At 55.4% G+C, this 22,811-nt stretch carries 15 protein-coding genes and 1 pseudogene; 12 read left to right on the forward strand and 4 right to left on the reverse strand.

The features are described from left to right. The first annotated feature begins 170 nt into the window (after positions 1 to 170). Entirely contained in the window at positions 171 to 3,779 is a 3,609-nt protein-coding gene (locus ACW9UQ_RS05280) for a hydantoinase B/oxoprolinase family protein (protein ID WP_458929956.1), read from the forward strand. An 87-nt stretch (positions 3,780 to 3,866) separates the two neighbouring features. On the opposite strand, the pseudogene ACW9UQ_RS05285 reads toward ACW9UQ_RS05280, so the two are convergent. After that, a pseudogene (locus ACW9UQ_RS05285) lies at positions 3,867 to 4,892 on the reverse strand (methylmalonyl-CoA mutase family protein); the annotation flags it as partial. A 190-nt stretch (positions 4,893 to 5,082) separates the two neighbouring features. Between ACW9UQ_RS05285 and ACW9UQ_RS05290 the strand changes: the two are divergent. Together ACW9UQ_RS05290 and ACW9UQ_RS05295 are read left to right on the forward strand one after the other, a co-directional pair. Further along, a complete protein-coding gene (locus tag ACW9UQ_RS05290) occupies positions 5,083 to 5,523 on the forward strand; it encodes a plasmid mobilization protein (protein WP_458929957.1) in 441 nt (146 codons plus the stop codon). Between the two features lie 50 nt (positions 5,524 to 5,573). Beyond that, positions 5,574 to 8,294 (forward strand): AAA family ATPase, encoded by a 2,721-nt coding sequence (locus ACW9UQ_RS05295; protein WP_458929958.1) that lies wholly within the window; start codon positions 5,574 to 5,576, stop codon positions 8,292 to 8,294. A gap of 31 nt (positions 8,295 to 8,325) precedes the next feature. Here ACW9UQ_RS05295 and ACW9UQ_RS05300 read toward each other — a convergent pair whose 3' ends face one another. Further along, positions 8,326 to 9,087, reverse strand: a complete 762-nt coding sequence (locus ACW9UQ_RS05300) for a hypothetical protein (protein WP_458929959.1) — start codon at positions 9,085 to 9,087, stop codon at positions 8,326 to 8,328. Then, positions 9,087 to 9,383 (reverse strand): hypothetical protein, encoded by a 297-nt coding sequence (locus ACW9UQ_RS05305; protein WP_458929960.1) that lies wholly within the window; start codon positions 9,381 to 9,383, stop codon positions 9,087 to 9,089. Before ACW9UQ_RS05305 ends, ACW9UQ_RS05300 begins: the two co-directional genes overlap by 1 nt. Before the next feature lie 249 nt (positions 9,384 to 9,632). Between ACW9UQ_RS05305 and ACW9UQ_RS05310 the strand changes: the two genes are divergently transcribed. The 9 genes from ACW9UQ_RS05310 (at position 9,633) to ACW9UQ_RS05350 (ending at position 21,886) form a co-directional block, all read left to right on the forward strand. Next, entirely contained in the window at positions 9,633 to 10,199 is a 567-nt protein-coding gene (locus ACW9UQ_RS05310; protein ID WP_458929961.1) for a recombinase family protein, read from the forward strand. A gap of 30 nt (positions 10,200 to 10,229) precedes the next feature. Continuing rightward, entirely contained in the window at positions 10,230 to 11,519 is a 1,290-nt protein-coding gene (locus ACW9UQ_RS05315) for a Fic family protein (protein WP_458929962.1), read from the forward strand. A 222-nt stretch (positions 11,520 to 11,741) separates the two neighbouring features. Beyond that, positions 11,742 to 13,952 carry a peptidase domain-containing ABC transporter gene (locus ACW9UQ_RS05320; RefSeq protein WP_458929963.1) on the forward strand — a complete coding sequence of 737 codons (2,211 nt, stop codon included), beginning with the start codon at positions 11,742 to 11,744 and terminating at the stop codon, positions 13,950 to 13,952. Further along, the gene (locus ACW9UQ_RS05325) at positions 13,945 to 15,327 is read left to right on the forward strand and encodes an HlyD family type I secretion periplasmic adaptor subunit (protein WP_458929964.1); all 1,383 of its coding nucleotides are present in this window, start codon (positions 13,945 to 13,947) and stop codon (positions 15,325 to 15,327) included. The genes ACW9UQ_RS05320 and ACW9UQ_RS05325 overlap by 8 nt, the downstream gene beginning before the upstream one ends. After that, on the forward strand, positions 15,327 to 16,067 hold the full coding sequence (locus ACW9UQ_RS05330; protein WP_458929965.1) for a hypothetical protein: 741 nt from the start codon (positions 15,327 to 15,329) through the stop codon (positions 16,065 to 16,067). Before ACW9UQ_RS05325 ends, ACW9UQ_RS05330 begins: the two co-directional genes overlap by 1 nt. A gap of 2,957 nt (positions 16,068 to 19,024) precedes the next feature. Then, on the forward strand, positions 19,025 to 19,606 hold the full coding sequence (locus tag ACW9UQ_RS05335; RefSeq protein ID WP_458929966.1) for a hypothetical protein: 582 nt from the start codon (positions 19,025 to 19,027) through the stop codon (positions 19,604 to 19,606). 336 nt (positions 19,607 to 19,942) lie between these two features. Next, on the forward strand, positions 19,943 to 20,698 hold the full coding sequence (locus tag ACW9UQ_RS05340; RefSeq protein WP_458929967.1) for a phosphoribosylaminoimidazolesuccinocarboxamide synthase: 756 nt from the start codon (positions 19,943 to 19,945) through the stop codon (positions 20,696 to 20,698). 307 nt (positions 20,699 to 21,005) lie between these two features. After that, positions 21,006 to 21,200 carry a hypothetical protein gene (locus tag ACW9UQ_RS05345; protein ID WP_458929968.1) on the forward strand — a complete coding sequence of 65 codons (195 nt, stop codon included), beginning with the start codon at positions 21,006 to 21,008 and terminating at the stop codon, positions 21,198 to 21,200. Further along, positions 21,197 to 21,886, forward strand: coding sequence for a Fic/DOC family protein (locus ACW9UQ_RS05350; RefSeq protein ID WP_458929969.1), 690 nt, complete (start codon positions 21,197 to 21,199; stop codon positions 21,884 to 21,886). Before ACW9UQ_RS05345 ends, ACW9UQ_RS05350 begins: the two co-directional genes overlap by 4 nt. Before the next feature lie 8 nt (positions 21,887 to 21,894). Here the strand turns inward: ACW9UQ_RS05350 and ACW9UQ_RS05355 are convergent, their stop codons facing one another. After that, the gene (locus tag ACW9UQ_RS05355; RefSeq protein WP_458929970.1) at positions 21,895 to 22,725 is read right to left on the reverse strand and encodes a DUF2326 domain-containing protein; all 831 of its coding nucleotides are present in this window, start codon (positions 22,723 to 22,725) and stop codon (positions 21,895 to 21,897) included. Positions 22,726 to 22,811 lie beyond the last annotated feature (86 nt).

Raw genomic sequence — 22,811 nt, forward strand, 5'->3', positions numbered from 1 at the left:
GGGCTGCACCTTATGCGCTGCTGCTTCCGGGTGGTAGTGCCAATGCCGTGCCACCGCCTGACGGGCGCGCCCACCCGCCCACCCCGCGCCCGCCAGCCGGCGGCGCGGCATTGGCGGTGATGGACCTTGCCCAAGAGGTTCGCTAAGCAAGGCCGGAACAGGAGGCGTGCATGTGGGATTTCTGGATCGACCGTGGTGGGACCTTTACTGATATTGTGGCGCGGGACCCGAATGGCGGTCTGCACCGGGCCAAGGTATTATCGGAAAACCCTGAGCAGTATGAGGATGCGGCCCTTCATGGGATGCGCGGCTTTCTGGGGCTGGCAACGGAGGCGATGATCCCGGCGGATCGGATCGCCTCGGTCAAGATGGGCACGACGGTGGCGACCAATGCGTTGTTGGAGCGCAAGGGCGAGCCAGTGGTGCTGGTCACCACGCGGGGGCTCGGGGATCAACTACGGCTGGGCTATCAGGCACGTCCGCATCTGTTTGCGCGCCAGATTGTGTTGCCGGAAATGCTCTATTCCCAAGTGATCGAAGCGACAGAGCGTGTCCTTGCAGATGGCACGGTTGAGCAGCCTTTGGACGAGGCCGCGTTGCGCGCCGATCTGAGCGCGGCGCAGGAGGCCGGGATATCGGCCTGTGCAATTGTCTTCGTGCATGGCTATCGGCACCATGCGCATGAAGCACGGGCGGCGGCGATTGCGCGCGAGCTGGGCTTTGAGCAGGTCTCCGTCAGTCACGAGGTTTCGCCCTTGATGAAGATGGTGTCGCGTGGCGATACGACCGTGGTCGACGCCTATTTGACGCCGATCCTGCGGCGCTATATCGACCGGGTTGTTGCGGCGTTTGATGGCCATATCGCGGGCAAGCTGATGTTCATGCAATCCTCGGGCGGGTTGACCGATGCGGGGTTGTTTCAGGGCAAGGATGCGATCCTGTCAGGCCCCGCGGGGGGTGTTGTGGGCGCTGTGCGGACCTCCGAAATTGCCGGGGAGGACCGGATCATCGGGTTCGATATGGGCGGAACCTCGACCGATGTTTGCCACTTCGCCGGTGAGTTCGAGCGGGTGATGAACGCGCCCGTTGCAGGTGTGCGGGTCACTGCGCCGATGATGGATATTCACACGGTTGCCGCCGGTGGTGGGTCGATCCTGTCTTTTGATGGCACGCGGATGCGGGTTGGTCCTGAAAGTGCCGGGGCCGATCCTGGTCCGGCCTGTTACGGGCGCGGTGGGCCGCTGGCGGTTACTGATGCGAATGTGATGACCGGGCGATTGCGGCCGGAATTCTTCCCGGCGATTTTCGGGCCCGAGGCGGATCAGCCGCTGGATCTGGCGGCGACACAGGCAGCATTCGCCGATATGGCTGCGCAGATCGGGATGGCGCCTGAGGCCGTGGCCGAGGGTTTCCTGAAAATCGCGGTCGAAAATATGGCCAATGCGGTCAAGAAAATCTCGGTCCAGCGGGGGCATGACGTGTCGCGCTATTGCCTGACGGTGTTTGGCGGGGCGGGGTCGCAGCATGCCTGCGCGATTGCCGACACGCTGGGCATGTCGCGGTGTTTGATCCATCCCATGGCCTCGCTTTTGTCGGCCTATGGTATGGGGCTGGCGGATATCCGTGCTGCGCGCGTGCAGGCGGTGGAAAAGCTGCTGGATGGCGATGCGCGGCTTGAGGCTGCGGCGATTATCGACGGTCTGGGCGCGCAGGCTTTGGCCGAGGTGGAGCGTCAGGGGGTGGCCGAGGCGCAGATTGAGGTGCAATCTGTCCTGCGGCTGAAAGTGCAGGGCACCGATACCACGCTGCCAATCCCGTTTGGTGATTTGGATCAGATGCAAGCCGCCTTTGCCGCTGCGCATAAGGCGCAGTTCGGCTTTGATCCCGGCGATACGCCCTTGGTCATCGAGGCGGTCAGTGTCGAGGCGATTGGCAAGGCGGCGGATCTGACTGAAACCGAAGGTCCGGTGATCGGCCGACCCGCGGTGGATGTGGACACCGCCCTGACCGCGCCGGTCTGGATTGACGGTGGCTGGCAGGACACGCGGTTTGTCCGCCGGGACGCAATGTCACCAGGGGATCGCCTGACCGGGCCTGCTGTTTTGGTGGAGGATCATACCTCTATTCTGGTTGCCCCGGGCTGGCAGGCTCAGATAACAGGTTTCAACCATGTGGCGCTGACCCGGATTGAGGCTTTGGCCGAGACCCATGCAGTGGGCACCAAGGCGGATCCGATCATGCTGGAGGTGTTCAACAACCTTTACATGTCCATTGCGGAACAGATGGGCGTGGTGCTGGAGAATACCTCGGCCAGTGTAACCATAAAAGAACGTTTGGATTTCTCTTGCGCGGTGTTTGATGCGGGGGGCGGGCTGATTGCCAATGCGCCGCATATGCCTGTGCATCTGGGCTCCATGGGGGCGTCGGTCAAAACGGTGATTGCGCAGAACCCGGATATGGGGCCTGGTGATGTCTATGTGTTGAATGCGCCCTATAACGGGGGGACGCATCTGCCGGATATCACGGTGGTGATGCCGGTTTGGGATGACAGCGGGACCAGAGTTCTGTTTTACACCGCAGCCCGTGGCCACCACACGGATGTGGGCGGGCTAACGCCAGGCTCTATGCCGCCGGACAGCCGTACGATCCACGATGAGGGCGCATATATCGACAACTGGAAATTGGTCGATCAGGGCCGGTTCCGGGAAGCCGAGACGCGGGAGTTACTGCTTTCGGCCCAGTATCCGGTGCGGGCCGTCGATATCAATATCGCCGACCTCAAAGCGCAGGTCGCGTCCTGTGAAAAGGGCGCGCAGGAGTTGCGCAAGATGGTGGCGCAGTTCGGTCTGGATGTGGTGCAGGCCTATATGGGCCATGTGCAGGATAATGCTGAGGAATGCGTGCGCCGCGCCATCACCACGCTGAAGGATGCGACATACACCTATCGCATGGACCTGGATTTCGATGGGGTGGAGCGGCAGATTGAGGTGAAGATCACCGTTGACCGCACCGCGCGTGAGGCAGTGATTGATTTCACCGGCACCACCGAACAACTGGCGACCAACTATAACGCGCCGGAACCGGTGACCATGGCGGCGGTGCTCTATGTGTTCCGGTTGCTGGTTGATGATGACATCCCAATGAATGACGGGGTGATGAAACCGCTGAAGGTGATCCTGCCGCGTGGTACGATGCTGTCACCGGATTATCCGGCGGCGGTTATTGCCGGAAATGTGGAGGTGTCGCAGGCGGTGACCTCGGCCCTGTTGCTGGCTCTGGATGTTCAGGCAGCGGCGCAATCGACGATGAACAACACCACCTGGGGGAATGATACTTACCAGTATTACGAAACCATCTGTGGTGGGTCCGGCGCGGGGCGGTTGGCCAATGGGGATGGGCATCCGGGTACGGCCGGGGTGCATACCCATATGACTAATTCGCGCCTGACCGATCCAGAGGTGCTGGAATGGCGGTTCCCCGTCGTGCTTGAGGAATTTTCGATCCGTCGCAATACTGGCGGGATAGGGCGGTTCCGGGGCGGTGATGGGACACGGCGGCGCATTCGGTTCCTTGAGGGGATGACGCTGGCAGTGCTTGCCGGGCACCGGATTTTGCCACCACCGGGATTGGATGGTGGCGAGCCGGGGGCGGTTGGTGCGTCCTGGATCGAGCGGTCTGATGGTAACCGCCGCGATCTGGCCTCCGCCGACAAGTGCGAGGTGGGGCCGGGGGATACCTTTGTTCTGCATACGCCCACCGGAGGCGGGTTCGGCAAGTAGGGTCCCTGCGCGGAACAAAAGCCTAAGGCCGCCGCGCATCGGGCCATCGTCGTAGGTAGTCTGCGCTGCCGGATTGGTCGTGGCGGGCTATTCCGCGGCGATGCTGCCGGGACCGGTCACCAGTTCGACTATGTCGGACATGATCCGGTTCAGCTCAAAATCCTTCGGCGTGTAAACCTTGGCCACGCCCAGTTCTGAAAGCCGCACCGCGTCCTCTTCCGGGATAATGCCGCCGGCGATCACCGGGACACGATCAAGACCCGCCTCCGAGCGCAGCCGCAGGAATTTCTCGATCAGCGGCAGGTGAGACCCCGACAGGATCGACAGACCCACGATATGCACATCCTCTGCCTGCGCTTTTTTCAGCAGGGCTGCGGGTGTCATGCGGATGCCCTCGTAAAACACCTTCATACCGCAGTCGCGGGCGCGGACCGCGATTTGTTCCGCGCCGTTGGAATGCCCGTCAAGGCCCGGCTTGCCAACCAGAAAGCGGATCGGCGTCCCAAGGCTGGCCGCCGCGCCAGCGACGGTTTCGCGGATCTCATCCAGCCCCTCAGCCGCGTTGGACATCGCGGTGCCGATACCGGTGGGCGCGCGGTATTCGCCGAAACAGGCGCGCATCGTGCTGGCCCATTCGCCGGTTGTTGCGCCCGCCTTTGCCGCCGCGATGGAGGCAGGCATGACGTTTTCCCCTGCTTCCGCTGCGGCCTTCAGGGCCGACAGCACCCCACTCACCGCCGCCTCGTTGCGTGTCGCACGCCAGTCCTGCAGGCGTTTGATCTGATCTTCCTCGACCGCCGGGTCTACGGTTAGGATGCCTTCGCCCTCAGTCAACGGGCTGGGGGCGCTGTCCAGATGCCGATTCACGCCGATCACCGGCGTTACCCCGGTCTCGATCCGCGACAGGCGCGCCGCATTGGCAGCGACCAATTGCGCTTTCATATAGTCGATGGCCGCCACCGCGCCGCCCATCTTTTCGATCTGGGCCAGTTCGTCCAGCGTTGCGGCCTTCATCTCGGCCACCTTGGCCTCCACCACCGGGTTGCCGTCGAACAGATCGCCATATTCCAGAAGGTCGGTCTCCAGCGCCAGAACCTGCTGCACCTGACAGGAACAACCTAGAACACGCACCGTTTGTTTCTGTACTGGATGAATTAGAGGAATGGGAGGCTTTTCTCAAGTCTGACCCGGAGGTTATCCGCAAGCTTCGTGCGTTTGTCGAGGCTTCGGGTGGTATTGAAACTGCTCAGAAAATTGATCCTGCCCCGCATCTTAGCCGTTCCCGTTCTCGGGGTCCGTCGCTATGAGTTTGGCCCGACACGAATTTGATCAAGTTGTTAACGGAACAAAAACGCACGCGCCCTCGAAACCGCTAGGGCGTAAAACGACACGTGATTGCCCGCGTGTGACATTGCGGTTTTCAGAGGCTGACTACGCGAAGCTGAGAGACTTGGCGGATGGTATGGCGCTGAGCACATTTATCCGTGCCAGAGCTTTGTCTGATGAATTGCCAAAACGTCGCGGTCCCAAGGCCGCGCCGATTCAGGATCAAGCGGCGCTGGCGCAAGTCCTCGCCTTGTTGGGTCAATCTCGGATAGCCAACAATCTCAACCAACTGGCCTATCACGCCAACATCGGCGCGTTATCGATTGAACCTGCGGAACAGGAGCAGATCAACGAGGCTTATGCCTATGTCGGACAGATGCGCGCGCTGCTTCTTCGAGCTTTAGGCAAACGGGTATGATCCTGAAAGGCAATCAGCGGGGTCATGGTCGCGCGTTGGCGCTGCATCTCATGAATGCAAGCGACAACGAGCATGTGACGCTACACGAGTTGCGCGGGTTTCTGGCGGATGATCTTCTTGGGGCCTTTCAAGAAGCGGAGGCAATCTCTTCTGGAACAAAATGTCGACAGTATTTGTTTTCCTTGTCGCTCAACCCGCCGCAGCCCGAAACTGTCCCTATAGAGGTCTTTGAACGGGCCATTGCTGAGATCGAGCGTCGGCTGGGCCTGTCCGGCCAGCCCCGCGCGATTGTTTTTCATGAAAAGAATGGCCGCCGCCACGCCCATTGTGTCTGGTCTCGCATTGACGCAGCGCAAATGAAAGCCATCAATCTGGCGCATACCAAATACCGCCTGCGGGATATGTCTCGGGACCTTTACATGGAACATGGCTGGGACATGCCCGCCGGGTTGCGCAATCCTGAGGACCGCGATCCGCTGAATTACGGGCTGACGGAGGCGTCACAATCCAAACGGGTCAAACGCGACCCCAGGGAGTTGAAAGCTCTCTTCGCCCAAAGCTGGGAGATATCGGACTCAAAGGAGGCCTTTGCCGCCGCCCTGCGGGACCACGGCTTTGTCCTCGCGCGCGGGAGCCGCCGTGGATTTGTCGCTATTGATGCTCGCGGCGAGGTCTATTCGCTCTCGCGCTGGTGTGGCGTCAAAACCAAAGACCTGCGTGCGCGCCTTGGCGATCAGAATGATCTGCCGAACGTTCAAGATGCAATTGAGTTTTGGAATGCGCAGGTTCTCAATAATGGCCAAACGAGCATTGCAGATGAAGCCATTCCAAAGGCACGGCGAGACTTTGAAACCCAGCTCTCTGAACTGGTCAGCAGACAGCGCAAAGAGCGCACCGATCTGGAAGAGGCTTTGGAAACTCGTCGGCTTGATCATACGAAAGCAACTCAGAAACGATTGCCCAATGGGTTGAAAGCAACTTGGGCGAAGCTGACGGGTCAATATCAAATTGTCGTGGATGACATTGCCCGCGACGCGGAAATGCTCGCTCGCACCCAACAATCCGAACGCGAGGTTCTGATCCGCAGCCATTTGGCAGAGCGTCGATCCCTGGAGCGCGAGTGGCAGGCACGTCAGGACCACAACGTACTGTGGCAGGAATTCGAGGCCGTCGCCCATGATGGTAGCCTTTCTGTCGATCCACGTCAGTTTTTGGTTTTGCCGTCAGACAATCTGCCCCCATTCACACGAGAGAAATTGCTAGATCAGCCGGACCTGATCTTGGATCACATATCTGAGCGCCAAGCCCAATTCACCCAAACCGACATTCTGCGGGCACTCTCTGGTCAGATTGACGATCCGGTGCAATTGCGCTTCGTCGCCGATCTGGCCCTACGGTCGGATAAGCTGGTCGCTCTGGTGAGCGATGATGGCGAAATCCGCTACACCACGCGCGATTTCCAGGCCGCTGAAAATCACCTTGTCGGCTTGGCGACCGCGATGGCCGACGCAAAAGGCTTTCGCGTATCGAAACCTCACATTGACCGAGCCATCCATCGCCAGAACAAAGCCTTGCGCAAATCCGTCGACGCAGAACTGAGCGATGAACAGATCGCAGCCATCCGCCATGTTCTGAAGCCAAGCCAGCTTTCCGCCGTCGTCGGACTGGCTGGAGCTGGGAAAAGCACCTTGTTATCCGTGGCGCGTGAGGCTTGGCAGTTGCAAGGCTACAAAGTTTATGGGGCCGCCCTGGCCGGGAAAGCTGCGGATGGGTTGCAAAGCGCATCCGGCATTGAAAGCCGCACGCTTGCATCTCTGGAAACCAGTTGGAAGGCGGGCTATGAGCCGATTGAACGCGGCTCCATTCTTGTCATTGACGAGGTTGGCATGGTTGGCACGCGGCAATTGGCGCGAGTAACCACTGAGCTTCAAAAACGCGATTGCAAGTTGGTTCTGGTCGGTGATCCTGACCAATTGCAACCGATTGAAGCGGGCACGCCCTTCCGTGATCTGCTTAGCCACATTGATGCTGCAAAGCTTACTGAAATCCGTCGCCAGCAGTCAGATTGGCAGAAACAGGCGTCAGTGTCACTTGCGCGCGGCGATACGAATGCGGCCTTTGCAGGCTATTCTGAGCACGGACGAGTTCAAATGGATTATGACAACCAAGACGCGGCTATCGCTGCCTTGGCTGAGGATTACTGGGTACACCGTACCATCAATGAGGATTCCTCCAGCCGTTTGGCCTTGGCGCATCGTCGCCGGGATGTATTCAAGATCAACCAGTCTATTCGCGCCTTGCGCAAATCTGAGGGCGAGCTGGAGAATGAGATTCTCTTTGATACCGAAACCGGCCCACGTGCCTTCGCCGCTGGCGACCGGATTGTGCTAACGCGTAATAACGCGGTGCTGGATGTTCGCAATGGTATGCTGGGTACGGTTGAGCATGTGGACGAGGCCCAGATCACAATCCACCTAGATGCCGCTGACGGCAGTCTTGCGCGCCAGGTGAAACTTTCACCTTCGGATTATCCCGCGATTGATCATGGCTACGCCACGACGATCCACAAATCCCAAGGCGCGACGGTGGATCAGGCCTTTGTCCTGGGCAGCCGGACTATGGATCAGCATCTCGCCTATGTGGCCATGACGCGCCATAAAGCTGATATGAGTTTCTATGCCTCCAAGGAAGACTTGCCAAAATTCTGCAGACAGGTGAGTCAAACTGACCTCGATGATCGGCGCGAGCAACTCCCCCGCTATCGTCGATAGATTTTTGACCAACCATAGAGATTCTGACCGGCTATGGAAACGTGGGCGCTTGCATGGCAGCTACTCGTTCCGTGATCAGCGACCCGGACGAGGTCGGCCCGTGCGCGGGCGGTGTTGCCGCTGCCAACTCTGCGTCTACATCGCCAGGGTCTAACCCTTCGACATGTGCCGCGACGGCAGGCGGCATGCTTTCCATGAGATCGGCTTCCATGGCCTCAAGCTCATCAAGAGATATCTCACCACCTTCGATCTCGACACGGGCGGTATCCAGTTTTTTCTGATATTCGAGGATATCCTGGCGTTCCTGAACCAGCGCGTCACGCTCAGCCAGTTTAGCACTGAACGCCTCCCATGTCGGCGCTGCGGGATCAATGAGATCGGGTGCAATGACACTATCAGAGACTTCCGCGCCAAATTCGTCAAAGACTTGTGTGCCGTCTTCCGTGCGAAACACCCGTCTGCCATCTTCCAGAACATGCGCACGGCCCAACATGGCGTCGATATCGGCAGTCACGAGGTCCATAAGCTCTTCGTTGCGCATCAAGGCTTTGACCACGGCCACATCGTAGTTGGTGAGTGTGGCTTCAAAAGCTGCAATGCGTTCCGGTGGGGCTGGCGCGGACAATAGGACCGCACTGGCAAAGGCGGAGAGCGCCTCTTCGGCACGATCTTCCATCTCTTCGCGCTTCTCGCGGGCTTGACGATTGCGCAGTGCCTCGCGGCCTCGTCGCTGTTCCGCCTCAATCCTGTGCCGCTTGTCTGTTGCTTCAAATCTGTGTCTGAGTGCGAGCATTATCCCCCGCAATCCTGTTTGATCATGACATAGAGAAGCGCTGCTGCTGGCTTATCCGGGTGACGCGCAAACCACTCCTCGACCAGCGGCAAAGGCTGGCTGTTTGGCCCAAAGAACCAATTGTTGATGCAGGCCGTGCCGGAAGCATCAGGCTTGTCCAAGAGCCATCGTGCCTGCGCCAGTCCTGAGACAACGCCAGCCACATATCCAAATCGCTGATCTTCATTCATCTTGTTCATCACCTCATCTGCCGTCAAAGCCGACAGTGGCCCCGCCGATGAGGTGATGAACCCCATACCCAGAATTATGCCTGAAACCCATGAAGATTTGGTTAATTTTGCCTGAATTTGACCCCACATAATCGATCATTCCTGTGGGATTTGAATATCTTAGCTTGATTTTGCTATAATGATAGAAGATTAACGAAAAACCGAGGGTTTGGGCGGTTTCCATAAGAAATCAGCCCGCCCTCAGACCTTAGCGCGGAAAGGATCCTTTGTGTTGGCAGGTTTTTGCCACGGGTCCCGGCTAAGGCATTGAAGATTATGAAATTAGGCTATTTGCGTGTCAGCACAGAGGATCAGAAACCGGATCGGCAGATCGAGGCCCTGCGGCCTATCTGCGATGAGCTGCATGTGGAAAAGCTCTCGGCGGTCGCCAAGTCCCGCCCGGTATTTGAGACGGTGCTGGACAGTCTTAGACCAGGTGACACCCTGGTGGTTTGGAGCCTGGATCGTGCGTTCAGGAATACAAAAGATGCTCTGATCCATGCGGATCGTCTCAAGGAACGGGGGATAAACTTCCAGATCGTCAGCCTTGGCGTTGATACTGCCACGGCGGATGGGCGGCTGGCGTTTACAATGGTTGCTGCTGTCGCAGAACATGAACGCAATCGCCTCTCGGAACGCACCAAACAAGGTCTGGCCGTAGCCCGCAAGAATGGCAAACGACTTGGACCACCGCCCAAACTCTCGGAGCGGCAGGTCAGGAACGCCATAAAGCGACTTGATCGTGGTGAGCTGCGCAAGGATGTGGCAAAATACTATGGTGTGCATCCATGGACGCTGACGCGCTCAATCCGGCGGCTCAAGGGCAGAGGACACGAGCGGTAGCCCATTCGGTCATTAAACCGGACAAGCTAGATGCGCTATGCACGCTTTGAAGTTCTGCAAACATATGGTAATGTTGATAAAGATGGAAAGGAAAACCGGACAAGAAACCGGCCAAATTGCAGGCACATGACACTTCGAGATGATGGCGAAACCATAGGAATGTTCGAACCGCTGATGGTGAGCGAGAGCTCTCCGCATCGCGCGGAACTGAATGATTTGGCTCTGGAACTGGCCACGAAGTCTGCTGCCTTCCGCGCGTCTTTGCCTACCTCCATAGCAGACGCACTGGCCGCATTGATCCGGTCGATGAATTGCTATTACAGCAACTTGATCGAAGGCCACCATACCCACCCTGTGGATATCGAACGCGCCTTGAAAGATGATTACAGCAGCGATCCTGAACAGCGCGATCTGCAACTGGAGGCCAAGGCGCATATTGCGGTGCAGACATGGATCGACGAAGGCGGGATTGATGGACGCGCGACTGCGCCGGATACCGTTTTGGAACTCCACCGTCGTTTCTGTGAATTGCTGCCTGAAGAATTACTCAAAGTGGAACATCCCGCCACAGCCGAGATCATCCCCGTCATTCCCGGCAGGGTCCGCGATCATGACGTGGAGGTTGGTCGCCACGTCGCCGTCAGCCCCGGCGCTGTACTGCGTTTTTTGACCCGCATGGATGAAGCCTATGCAAGAGCGGGAAAAATCGAAAGCATCCTCGCCGCTGCCTGCGCGCATCACCGCCTGCTCTGGGTTCACCCGTTCCTGGACGGCAATGGCCGTGTGGCACGGCTGATGTCATACGCCATGCTGCGTGAAGCTCTGGACACAAAAGGCCTTTGGTCGGTGGCACGTGGTCTTGCTCGCAATGAGGCGGATTACAAACGTCATCTCATGGCCTGTGATGCACCGTGTAAGGGAGATCGCGACGGGCGCGGCACACTCTCAGAATCCGCACTTGCGGCCTTCACCCGCTTCTTTCTGCAATGCTGCATTGACCAGGTGACATTCATGGAGGGCCTTATGAAACCAGAGCGCTTGCGTGATCGCATTCTCATCTGGGCCGAGGAAGAAATGCGCAGCGGAAATCTGCCTGCCAAGTCTGACACCGTGCTCAAAGCGGTTCTCCTGCAAGGCGATCTCCCGCGCGCAGATGTGGTCACTCTTCTTGGCACAACAGACCGCTCCGCACGACGTGTGACATCTGCTCTTATCGATAGCGGAGCGCTCGCTTCCGCAAGTACCCGCGCGCCCTTGCAACTCGCCTTCCCCGCCAAACTCGCAGGTAGGTGGATGCCGGGGCTCTTTCCGGAGATGTGAAGTCAGACCTATCTATTTCAACCTAGGGGCGAATACTTATTGATAGCGAATTACCTACGACGCGCTTCCAAATTTGGTGGCCCTTCGGTTAGCCTGAAGAGAAAGCCTCTCGGAGCAGCAATTAAATCCAGGGTTTCAAATTTCGAAATATCTGGGTGGCGTTTTTGTGCACGTCATGGTTAAAACTCATTGTTTCATTAGTCGTTTAAGAGAGGGCAAGGTATGAATGGTGGGCGTGGATCATCTGTTCCAGAGATTGATCTCAACGCGCTTGATCATCTTGTTGAAGTTGCAAAATTTCACGGTCTGTCGGCAGATCGTGGACGTATCAATTTTGAATATTCTGTTGGTGAGGAACCGCTCACGGAACTTCGCTTTCTGCGGATCGCCCAAGACCTGGGGCTTGAGGTCTCTTCGAAGCGATTATCGTGGCGTAAACTGAGGCGACTAGGCCAAGCATATCCAGTTATCTTGGTCCTCAATTCGGGCGAGACATTTTTGCTCTCGGGTTTCGAGCATGATGAAGAAAGTGGGGTGGATTATGTCTTGGCCGTTCGCAAGGACGATGAGACCAACCAGTTTCATCATGAGCCGATTGCACGTGATGATTTAGAGAGCGGCTGGAAAGGAACAGTTTACCTCTTCAAGAAGGCCAACCTTGACCATGCCACTGAAGGTGAGTTTAGCCTGAAGTGGTTTGTCCGTGAGGCTATGCGCCAGAAAGTGCTTTTTGCCGAGATCATCATGGTGGCGATGATGATCCATTTCACGGGACTGGCCGTGCCGCTGTTTTTCCAGATCACCGTTGACAAGGTGCTGGTGCACGAAAGCTTTCAGACGCTGAATGTGCTGGCCGTCGCCGTGATTATCGTTCTGCTTTTTCAGGGTGTGTTCAATTTTCTACGCGATTATCTTCTGGCATTTGCGACATCCAAAATCGACATGCGCACAGCGACACGCACTTTTGGTCACTTGGTGCGGCTGCCGCTTGGGTTCTTTCAGCGCTCAACTGCGGGTGTGCTCACCAAGCATATGCAACAGACGGATGAAATCCGCGAATTTCTGACGGGCAATGTGCTGGAAACCGCGCTGGATGCCACCGCGCTTATCGTGTTTATTCCGCTCCTGTTTCTCTACAGTTGGCAGCTCGGCTTTATAGTCCTCGGCTTCTCTCTCTTGATCGCATTGGTGATCGCGGGGATGATCCGGCCGTTCTATAACGCTTTGATGCGTCTGTACGCAGCCGAGGGAGAACGGCAGTCGCTTCTTGTTGAGAGCATTCACGGTATTTCAACAATCAAAAGCCTTGCCCTTGAGCCGCGCCGTAACCGTGTTTGGGACAACAGCTCTGCTCAATCTGTCCGCACCAATTTTCGTGTCGATAAGCTTGGCACTATTGCGGAAAGTGTTGTCGAGACCCTTGAGCAACTTATGTCTGTCGCGATTTTGTTTGTTGGTGCGCACATGGTGTTCCAGGGAGAATTGACAGTCGGCAAGCTGATCGCTTTCAAGATGCTTTCTGGGAATGTGAGCCAACCCTTGATCAAAATCGTGGAGATGATCCACGAATATCAAAAAGCGCGCCTCGCCGTAAAAATGCTTGGCAACATCATGAATGCCAAAACCGAGAACAATGCAGAATCTCAGACAACGACACCAAAAATCACCGGTGAAATCTCCTTTGAAGACGTGGCATTTTATTATGATGGCGCAGAGAAACCAGCGCTCAAAGACATATCCTTCAAGATAGACGAAGGCGAGATCATTGGGATTGTTGGCGAAAGCGGCTCCGGCAAATCGACACTCGCCCGCCTTGTTCAAGGTCTTTATCCGGCAAACACTGGCACGATCCGGTTGAACGGTTCCGACATCCGCGAAATTGATTTGGCGCATTTGCGGCAATCGGTTGGGATCGTCCTTCAAGAGAACTTTCTGTTCCGGGGCACTGTCCGTGAGAACATCGCTTTGACGGTCTCGGATGCGCCGCTTGATGATATCAAGAATGCAGCGCGTATGGCCGGAGCCGCCAATTTTATCGAAGAATTGCCATCCCGCTTTGATACCCTGCTTGAGGAAAATGCGACCAACCTCTCTGGCGGCCAGCGGCAGAGGCTTGCCATCGCACGGGCGTTACTGCGCAACCCACATCTCCTTATTTTCGATGAAGCGACCTCTGCGCTAGATGTGGAATCTGAGACCATCATTCAAGAAAATCTCAAGGATATCGCAGATGGGCGCACCATGCTCATCATCGCTCACCGGCTGTCCACGTTGCATGAGGCCAACCGTATTCTCGTTATGAACAAGGGGAAGGTCGAAGCATTTGCGCCGCGTGAAGAACTGCTTGATCCAGACGGCCCAAACAGCTCTCCAACATTCCAGCGGATGTGGGACATCCAAGTGAAAAACGCCATGGGAGCCGATCATGTCTGATCCCTTTGGATATCGCACAACATCGGAGTTGGTTCAGGACACTAATGATCGTCCTAAAAAGGTAGATCGCTTGGCTGTGCCCTTTCAGCCAGATGCGGTTGAGGTTGAACTGCGTCGCCTTCCCTTCACAGCGCGCTTTGCGCTCTACACTATCCTTTTCCTACTGGTGTCGGCTATCGCTTGGGCTTGGTGGGCTGAGATTGATCGCACGGTCACGGCGCGTGGCAAACTGATTAGCCAGTCTAGAACGGTTGTGAAACAGCCCTATCGATCTTCAGTCATTCGCAGTTTGAATGTTCGCCCAGGAGATGTTGTCGCCCGGGGCGATATGATCGCATCCCTTGATCCAACGCTCACGCAGGCGGACCAAGGTCAGATACAGTCTCGTATTCTGCGCCTTCAAGCAGAATGGGACCGCCTTGAAGCCGAACGTCTCGGCACCACGTTCACACCTGAAAGCCCGGACCTTCCTGCTTACGCTTTGCAAATAGGTGTCTTTGATGAAAGGCGCGCTGAGAACAAGGCCGCTCTTGATGGGTTTGCTGCTCGCATCGAGGCTTTGGGTGCGCAATACAACATAGCAGCGGCGCAGGAAGCGCAAATTGACGCGCAACTTCGCCTCGCTCGACAAAAACTTGAGACGGCAGCCCATCTGGCGCAAAGCAATATTACATCTGAGATCAAACGCCAGGAAGCGGAAGCCGAAGTTGCGCGTCTTGAAGCCGCAAAAGTCGAGAAAGCCGAAGAACAGCAACGTTACCTGAAGCAACAAGCGGTCGTCGAAGCGGAGCGACGTCAATATCAGACAGGTATCGCCCGCCAGATCGCAGATCGTAGGCTCGCGCTTACGAATGAGATCGAACAACTTGAGTTTGAGCTTCAGAAAGCTCAGCGGTTCTCTGATTTCGATGTTTTTGTTGCTGAATCAGATGGCATCGTTATGGATGTAACCAAAAAATCCGTCGGCTCTGTTGTGGAAGCCGCTGAAGTACTCTTCACGCTTGTCCCGATTGACGAGGGCCTCGACATTGAACTTGAGCTGACGGCACGTGACATTGGCTGGGTTGTTGTCGGCCAACCCGTTCGCATCAAGCTGGACCCATTTCCTTTCCAGCGTCACGGCACTCTTGAAGGCACGCTCACCTCTATCAGTCCCGATGCGTTTCAGCGGCAAGTCAGTGGGCGCACGCAGGTGTATTATCAGGCCCGTGTATCGGTTGGCCGAAACAATCTGCGCAATTTACCGGATGGCTTTAGCCTGCTTCCAGGCATCACAACGACCGCTGAAATCCGGATCGGCAAGCGGACTGTACTCTCTTACATCACCGACCCGTTTCACAAAGCGCTTGATGAAAGCTTGAAGGAACCCACGTGATGCGGCGTGTGCGAAAAAACCTGATCAACAGAGCGCCAAAGGCCAAAACTGACGTTCCCATGGAAGAGGCTTTAAAAGCACGTGAGGCCAACCTCCTTGGTAAAAACGGTATCTTGCATGGTGAAGATCGCTATCTTGCCAAGGCGGAACTCGACGATCTCGTTCTTCCAATTAACAACCTCTCGCCTACAACCCGCGCGCAACTTGAGGAACAGATCGGCCCGCTAGATGCATTGCAGGCAGGCAATGGCGGAGAATTAAACGTCTCTGCGCTTCAGCAAAATGGGCTAGGTCTCGCCGAGACATCCGACATTCCTGCGCTGCTGACCCTCGGCTCGCAAATGCACGCCGAAACCGTTTATCGCGACATATCGTTCAGCTCGGGAGTATTTGAAGCCCACATCGAAGTTTATCTCTCCAACAGGCAAAACCACCAAATTTTCGTTCACAAGAAGGATGGACGATTGCAGGGAGCGCTCTTTGCTAAAGCTTCTCCTTATTTTTTCTCCGATGAATGGATCGTCTCAGAGGACCTCTTCTATATTTACCCCGTAGATCGCTCCTATCGCATTGCGCGTAAGTTCATCACCGCTTTTGAAGTCTGGGCGAGAACTCTTGGTGCTGTTGAATGCTGCCTGTCGATCTCAACGGGCCATGACATCAACCGCATCGGTCGTCTTTATGAAGCGTCTGGCTACACGGCGGTTGGTGGCGTCTACAAGAAAGCAACTCGGGGTTGACGGCGAAAAGTCTGCGTGATTAATTCTTGGTTAATCGGGAGATGAATTTTCCCAACCGGTTTCATTTGTTGCGGGGGTTAAATGACGATGTCATTCCAAGAAAGAAATATTATCCACGTCACCGATGGTGAAGTGATTGTATCAAGAGATAATATAAGCGAAAAATTGATCGCTGCTATCGAGGCGGAAACCGGTCATGACATCGCTTCAATGACGGTTGGTCACGATGATGCGCAACTCAATCCCGAATCCGGTCTGAATGCTTTCTGTGGTGGAGGCGGCGGTGGCGGTGGGAGCCGTTCACGCTCCTCATCTCGGTCTCGTTCGTCCTCGCGCAGCAGATCGCGCTCTTCCTCGCGCTCACGGTCTTCAAGCCGGTCACGCTCGGTGTCGCGTTCGCGTAGTACTACCAGCTCGCGCAGCCGCGCTTCGTCCTCCCGTTCCCGGTCGCGCAGCTACAGCTCTTCCCGCTCGCGTTCACGTTCCACTACATCGCGCAGCCGCAGCACTTCACGCAGCCGTTCGTCATCTCGCATGAGCCGTGCACAGGCTTCACGTTATACATCATCCATGCGGACATCCCGTTCACGCTCAACAAGCCGTGCACGATCCACATCGCGTTCTTACAGCTCGCGCAGCCGTACAAGTTCACGCAGTCGGGCAACGTCGCGCTCCCGCAGCTATAGCTCATCAAGATCACGCGCCACGTCTCGTAGCCGGGCCTCGGCAAGTCGGTCGCGCTCACGGTCTTACAGCTCACGTAGCCGTTCCTCCTCCCGTATGAGCCGTGCACAGGCATCGCGTTACACATCGTCTATGCGCACATCCCGCTCGCGTTCGTCTTCAAGATCGCGCACCGCATCCCGCTCTCGTTATACTAATTCCAGGGGCCGAAGAACTGCAGCGACATCCCGCACGCGCAGTTACAGCAGATCGCGTTCCTACAGCTCGCGCAGCAGAACCTCTTCGCGTAGCCGTTCATCATCTCGTATGAGCCGCGCTCAGGCGTCTCGCTACACATCCTCAATGCGCACCTCACGGTCACGTTACACAAATTCCCGTGGTCGCCGGACTGCCGCGACGTCGAGAACCCGGAGTTACAGCGCTTACCGCTCTCGGAGCCGTGCGACGTCTCGCATGAGCCGCGCTCAGGCGTCTCGCTACACCTCTTCAATGCGCACATCGCGGTCACGGTACACAAACCCCCGTGGTCGCCGGACCGCCGTGACATCACGGACGCGCAGCTACAGCGCTTATCGTGCACGCACGGCCAGATCGCGCTATCCCTCACGGGCTGCGAGCTACGCATCTTACCGAGCCAGAACTGCTCGGTCGCGATATCCCTCTAGAGCCACGAGTTACGCCGCATATCGCAGTCAGGTTGCGCGGACTAATAGAAACGCATTATTTCAATCGTATGCGCAAACGGGGCAAGCCGGGCCTACACAAAATGCTGCCAACTTAGCGGCCAGCGCTTTGGGTTATACGGCTTCATTCGCTGGGATTCGAGCATCTTACAATGGCGTGAGATCACGTATCGCAAATAGCAGGATGCCTACGGTGACCGCAAATAACAGGTATGGCAGCGTCTTCGAACGTCGCGTGCCGCGAGGCGCATTATCGCAGAACCTGTTTTCAACTCCGTTTAGCCGTGGACTGAGCCGAGGCACGCCTGGATATACCGGTTTCAAACCTGACGACGTGCGAGTATCGGCAACGAATGCGCGTAGTCTGAGCCTGCTCGACTCCAAAGCGGTGAACAATCTCACGATGTCAAATCAAATTCGGAATTACGGATCTGCACTACGCAGTGGGATGACCCACGTACGGACCGGCATTCCGTATTCGGTAAATTCCGTGACGATTGAACTCGGGCGTCCACGGACTGGCAACACAACAACAGTAACAAGATCGGTGGTGTCTCAGGGCTTCAATTTTGTAAACAGCCGTGGCCAACCGATTACGCCGAACGCCCGCGGTGGAATTACATATAACCATGGGATCAACTGGAGTGGTGCAGGTAGAACAGCCCTGAGTTGGGGGGGGCGTGCTCTGGCCGTTGCTGATCCGCTCGTTCACGGAGTTGTCGAGGCTAGACAAACACCGGCATCTGCACCGTGGCATGAGAGATGGACAAATGGTATCGTAGGTGCCGCCCGCCGGGTTGACAATGTCGTCTTTGCAGGCGGTGCTGGAACCCTGGCCGCTGGTGCAACCTCGCTGTCGGGACTGGGTGCCGTTGCAGTCGGCGTCACAACCGCTGTAGCTGTCGGAACAGCCTATGAGGATACCGCGGTTGATCGCTGGGTTGACCGGCAAGTGACAAGAGCAACGCCTGCAGTCTCGGCAACTTTAAGGGGCGTGGATACTGCAGGGCGGTTTGTCGGCCGCCACGTATCCACAGGTTGGTCTTCTATACGATCTGTATTCGGTGGCTCAAGTACCAACTCAAGCACCTCTCGCCCAAGCGGCGTAGTTACCGGGTCGCTCGCACCTGTCGGACGGGTCTCGTCGGCCCGCCTGCCTGGACAGAGGGGGGGGGCCATACGCCCTGGCTACGAGACAAATGCTCTGGACGTGATTGCGCATCGCAACTCTCTAATGGGAAGATAGGTACCAAAGGTCCTGTCGGACATCACGGCTTACGCAAAAATGTAGGCGCTCGATTGAAAGAGTGCCTACGTTTTTGAGCCATGTGTCACATCGACGTCACAACATGACTTTTGACTTCGACTTGTGGTGCTATTCGAGAGTACCTTCCTTACAGACCTTCTGAAAAAAAAGTGTTGGCGTCTTTCCGAGCCAAACGAACAATGTAGAGATATAATTGGGCAAATCTGCTCGTACCAAATAAGCGGCCTACACACGCCGCATTACCGCTTACTTTGAGAAAGATCTGGAACATCCACAATCTCATATGATAGAATGGAATGGGACATATATTTTCGAAAAGCACAATGAAGTCAGTCACCGACGTATACTCTATATTGGACTTTGGGTGGGATGGCTTCTCACATTGGTCGCTCACTGCGGAAGAAGCCGTAGATCTGCTTCAGGTATGGGTGAGAGATATTCCGGAAAGAGTCTCAAAGCTTCGAAATTTGATGGACTTTGATGCGCAAAGCTTAGCAGGAGATGGCTTTTTTTCTTCCGATCTTCCGGTAATCGAAAAATACCTTCTGACACAGGGTTCGCTCGAAACGAGCAAAAAGGATGGAAAGGACTACCTTGACGCGTTCTCTTTCGAAATTTGCTTGGATGCGGCGGCGGTAGTCGGACAAATGTGTATCAACTCTCATTCCGGTCTGGATTGGTCGCTCAACACCGACGTTTCGTCCGGGCCAAGGTTTCAGTCTATTGGAATAGTCTCGGCAGCCACTCAAGAACACTTTCCGATACCCATGATGATATGCGAACATGTCGAAGAGACTCTCAAACAGAGGAAGACGTTTCTGGGCGGCTTTAAGCGCCCCCGCAAGGATGTGCTGATCGATATAGTAAAATATGTCAGTTTCAGTCCTGAGACGTCAAATGCCTAGGGCAATTTACCGGTTATTGATAGGCTTGGTCCTTGTTGCTGTTTTTTCGATTAATATCTACGTTGATGGATACAGGATGTCACTCGTCCTGTCTCTGTTAGTAATTTCTTTAGCTACGGTGATAACAGCAATCGAAGTCATCAATGGATCAGAATCTTCAAGGAACAATCGACCGAAAGCACCTGGAAATATTATTCTAATTTGTGTCGCCGCATTTGGCTTGTTTTCAATAGTGAGCTACGCAATGTAGTCATCGCTCCGCCCTGCCCGTGGAAAGCTACCCTGGCATAGGGTAACTCCCGATTAACGCTGACAAGTTAAAGACAAGAGACCAACATGCCTAACGACAACATCCTCCACAACGACATTCGCGTGTTCAAATCAAGACCCGATGGTTCCGTTGTCGAAACTTCCAACACTGCGCTCACTTACCCTGGGCTAGAACGCAAAACTGTGCCCGGCAAAGCGCCGTTGGCAAATAACGTGTCAATTCACCTGCATGAGTTTTTGAAACAGCAGGGTGTCGAAAGCCATTTCGCTGAGCGTGCAGGGAAACAGGAACAAGCGGTATTCGAAACCGAGCAGTTGCCGTTTGATCTGGTAATCCGCAATCTTGCCGCTGGTGATCTGGTTTCTGACTTCGGATTAGAAAAAGGACATCGCTTTCCCGAGCCGCTTGTAGAGTTTTTCGTGCGACCAGATAGTCTGGATAAAAAACCAACGCGCGTGTCAGAAGGCCATCTGTTGGCATTTGACCTGATTGATCCTGAAGACTTGGACATCGTTAATGAAACCGCTCTTCGTATTAACGACCTGCTGACAGGTGTCTTCTTCGGTATTGGCGTTCATATGATTGATATTCGTATGGAGTTTGGCGCGCACTTTCTGGACGAGGACAACCCGCCCGTGATCATGCTCAACTCTGAACTGAGCCCCGACACAATGACACTGTGGGATATCAAGTCAGAGAAACCGCTGGATTCCAGCCTTGCTTTCACGGGCGAGGGCGTTGGACTAGATGGCTACAAAGAGATTGTACGGCGCTTCAATCTTGACTCAGCTAGCGCGACATTGAAACGTCAATCGAAATAAGTGCCCGGAAACATTCGTCGCTTAGCTGGTTTCAAAATGCAGATTCTGCGACGTCGCTGAGAGGGATGCAACGGGAGAGATATCTCCCTTGTCAAGGTGGTGGGGTCTGCCCCCACACATCTTGCGTCCGACAGTTTCTCCCCTTTTCCTCCAGCGCCAAGGTCAGCCATTCGAACTCCGGATGACCCACCACTTGGCTTCGCTCTTCTGCCACATGGTCCGAATTACCGCTAACCTCGGCATCTTGCACGGAGCAAACACTGTCGAAAAACTGGCATTTTGGCTCCCATTCTGGTATGATTGAGTCATGTTAGAAGACTTGGAAAAAGAGCTAAAATCACGCGAGGCAGCACATCTTCAGGCGCTGGAAAGCAATCCGCTTGATGCTGAGCAAATGGCGATGTTTGGAATGTTTGAGCGCGAAGGCTGGAACGACGAGGAACGCCTTGCATACATTCGGGAACGCGCGGGGAAAGTAGCGAAGGCGTCAGCTGCTGAATGAGCGACGAAGTCTATTGCTATCCGCCGGATTTCAATGTTCTGAAAAACAAGTTGAGCTTGCGCGAGGCGGACGAGCTTGACTATTTCGAGCGTGAGTTTGTCTACGCGCGCGCGATGCAGGAAATGCCCACCGGCGATTTCGACCTCGCCCATCTCTGCGCCATTCACCGTCATCTGTTTCAGGATGTTTATGACTGGGCTGGGCAGGTTCGCACGGTTGAGATTTCAAAAGGCGGCTCGCAGTTTCAGCCCAAGGCCTATATCGAGACGGGCATGACAGATGTGCATTGCCGTATTTTGGGACAGGACTATCTGCGCGGGCTATCACCTGATGAATTTTCCAAACAAGTGGGCCACATCATCGGAGATGTGAACTACGTCCACCCGTTTCGTGAGGGCAACGGGCGCACCCAGCTTTATTTCTACAAACAACTGGCCAGCCGCGCCGGACATGATGGTAAGCGTTGCATACGACCCTTCCCAGCCGGGCTTCCTGATCTAGCACATAAGAGGTACAGTGGCGCTACGCGCCACAAAGCGGAGCAAAAGAATTGGTCATGTCCGGCCCATTCCTTCAATTCGCTAAACCACCCAATCGCTACGGTGCCGTCCGTCAAACCCGACATTCGCTGCGAGCGCAAAGGCTGGTATGCGCCAGCTCAAGCAACTCAGATTCCGTGGGAATGACCGTTTCGCTAACTTTCTTGGTAACTGATCTTCAAGAATCGATCTGCCTTGGTGAAACGCGCCCTAACTACACTCTGGAGTGCAGTCATTTCATCTGGGGCGTCAGAAGAAGCACGATCTGAGTTCAACGTCAGAATGTATTGACCACGAAACTCATGCATGTGGCTCGCAATATAGTTCAAATTCCGACGTAAGGTGTCGCTGTCTACATCGAAGATATTGTCGTGCACCAAAAGCCCGAAATGCCGCTCGCTCGTGTGCTCATTTTGAAGAAGGGAGAAGTCGTATATGAAAGTCTTTTCACGCTCCACGCTGTGACTACCATCGCTATCAATCCGCAGTGAAATCTCTACCACCTGCTTCTTTGGAGTTGTGATGTACTTAAACGACGCCTGACGGTTGCCCATCACGTAACCATGCATATCCAAAATCGTTCGTTCAAAGCTTTCTTTGACCGTTTCCGCATCGTCGATACTAGATTGAAGCCTTTGAAGTTCGATGTCCTTGTCGAGCTGCTGCTCCCGCTTCTGAGATATTGCTGTGTCGTAACCAGTGATGAAGCTTCTCAAGTCCGATAGCTGATCCGACTTTTCCTGATACGTCGCAAAAGTCTGTTTTAACGTTCGAAGAGCGCCAGTCTGATCCAGCAACTTTAGTCGTTTTTGGTAGTCACGATCTTGAACCTTAAGCGCAGACCTAACCTCTTTTAGTTCACGCTCTAAATCAGCACGACGGGTGTAAATCACTTCATTTTGGAAGCGGTAAATTCGTTGCTTGAATTCTTGAAGTTGGCTGAAATCACGCGAAACTGACCTGCCCCCCGAGGCTCCCTCATTCATAACGAGAGTCTGCGGGTCTGGTTTTCATATTCGTTGGTTTCGTTTTGGGCAAGCGCGCCGGGCGCGGAGCCCTCAAATTGCTCAAG

The sequence above is a fragment of the Halovulum sp. GXIMD14793 genome (assembly GCF_054457435.1).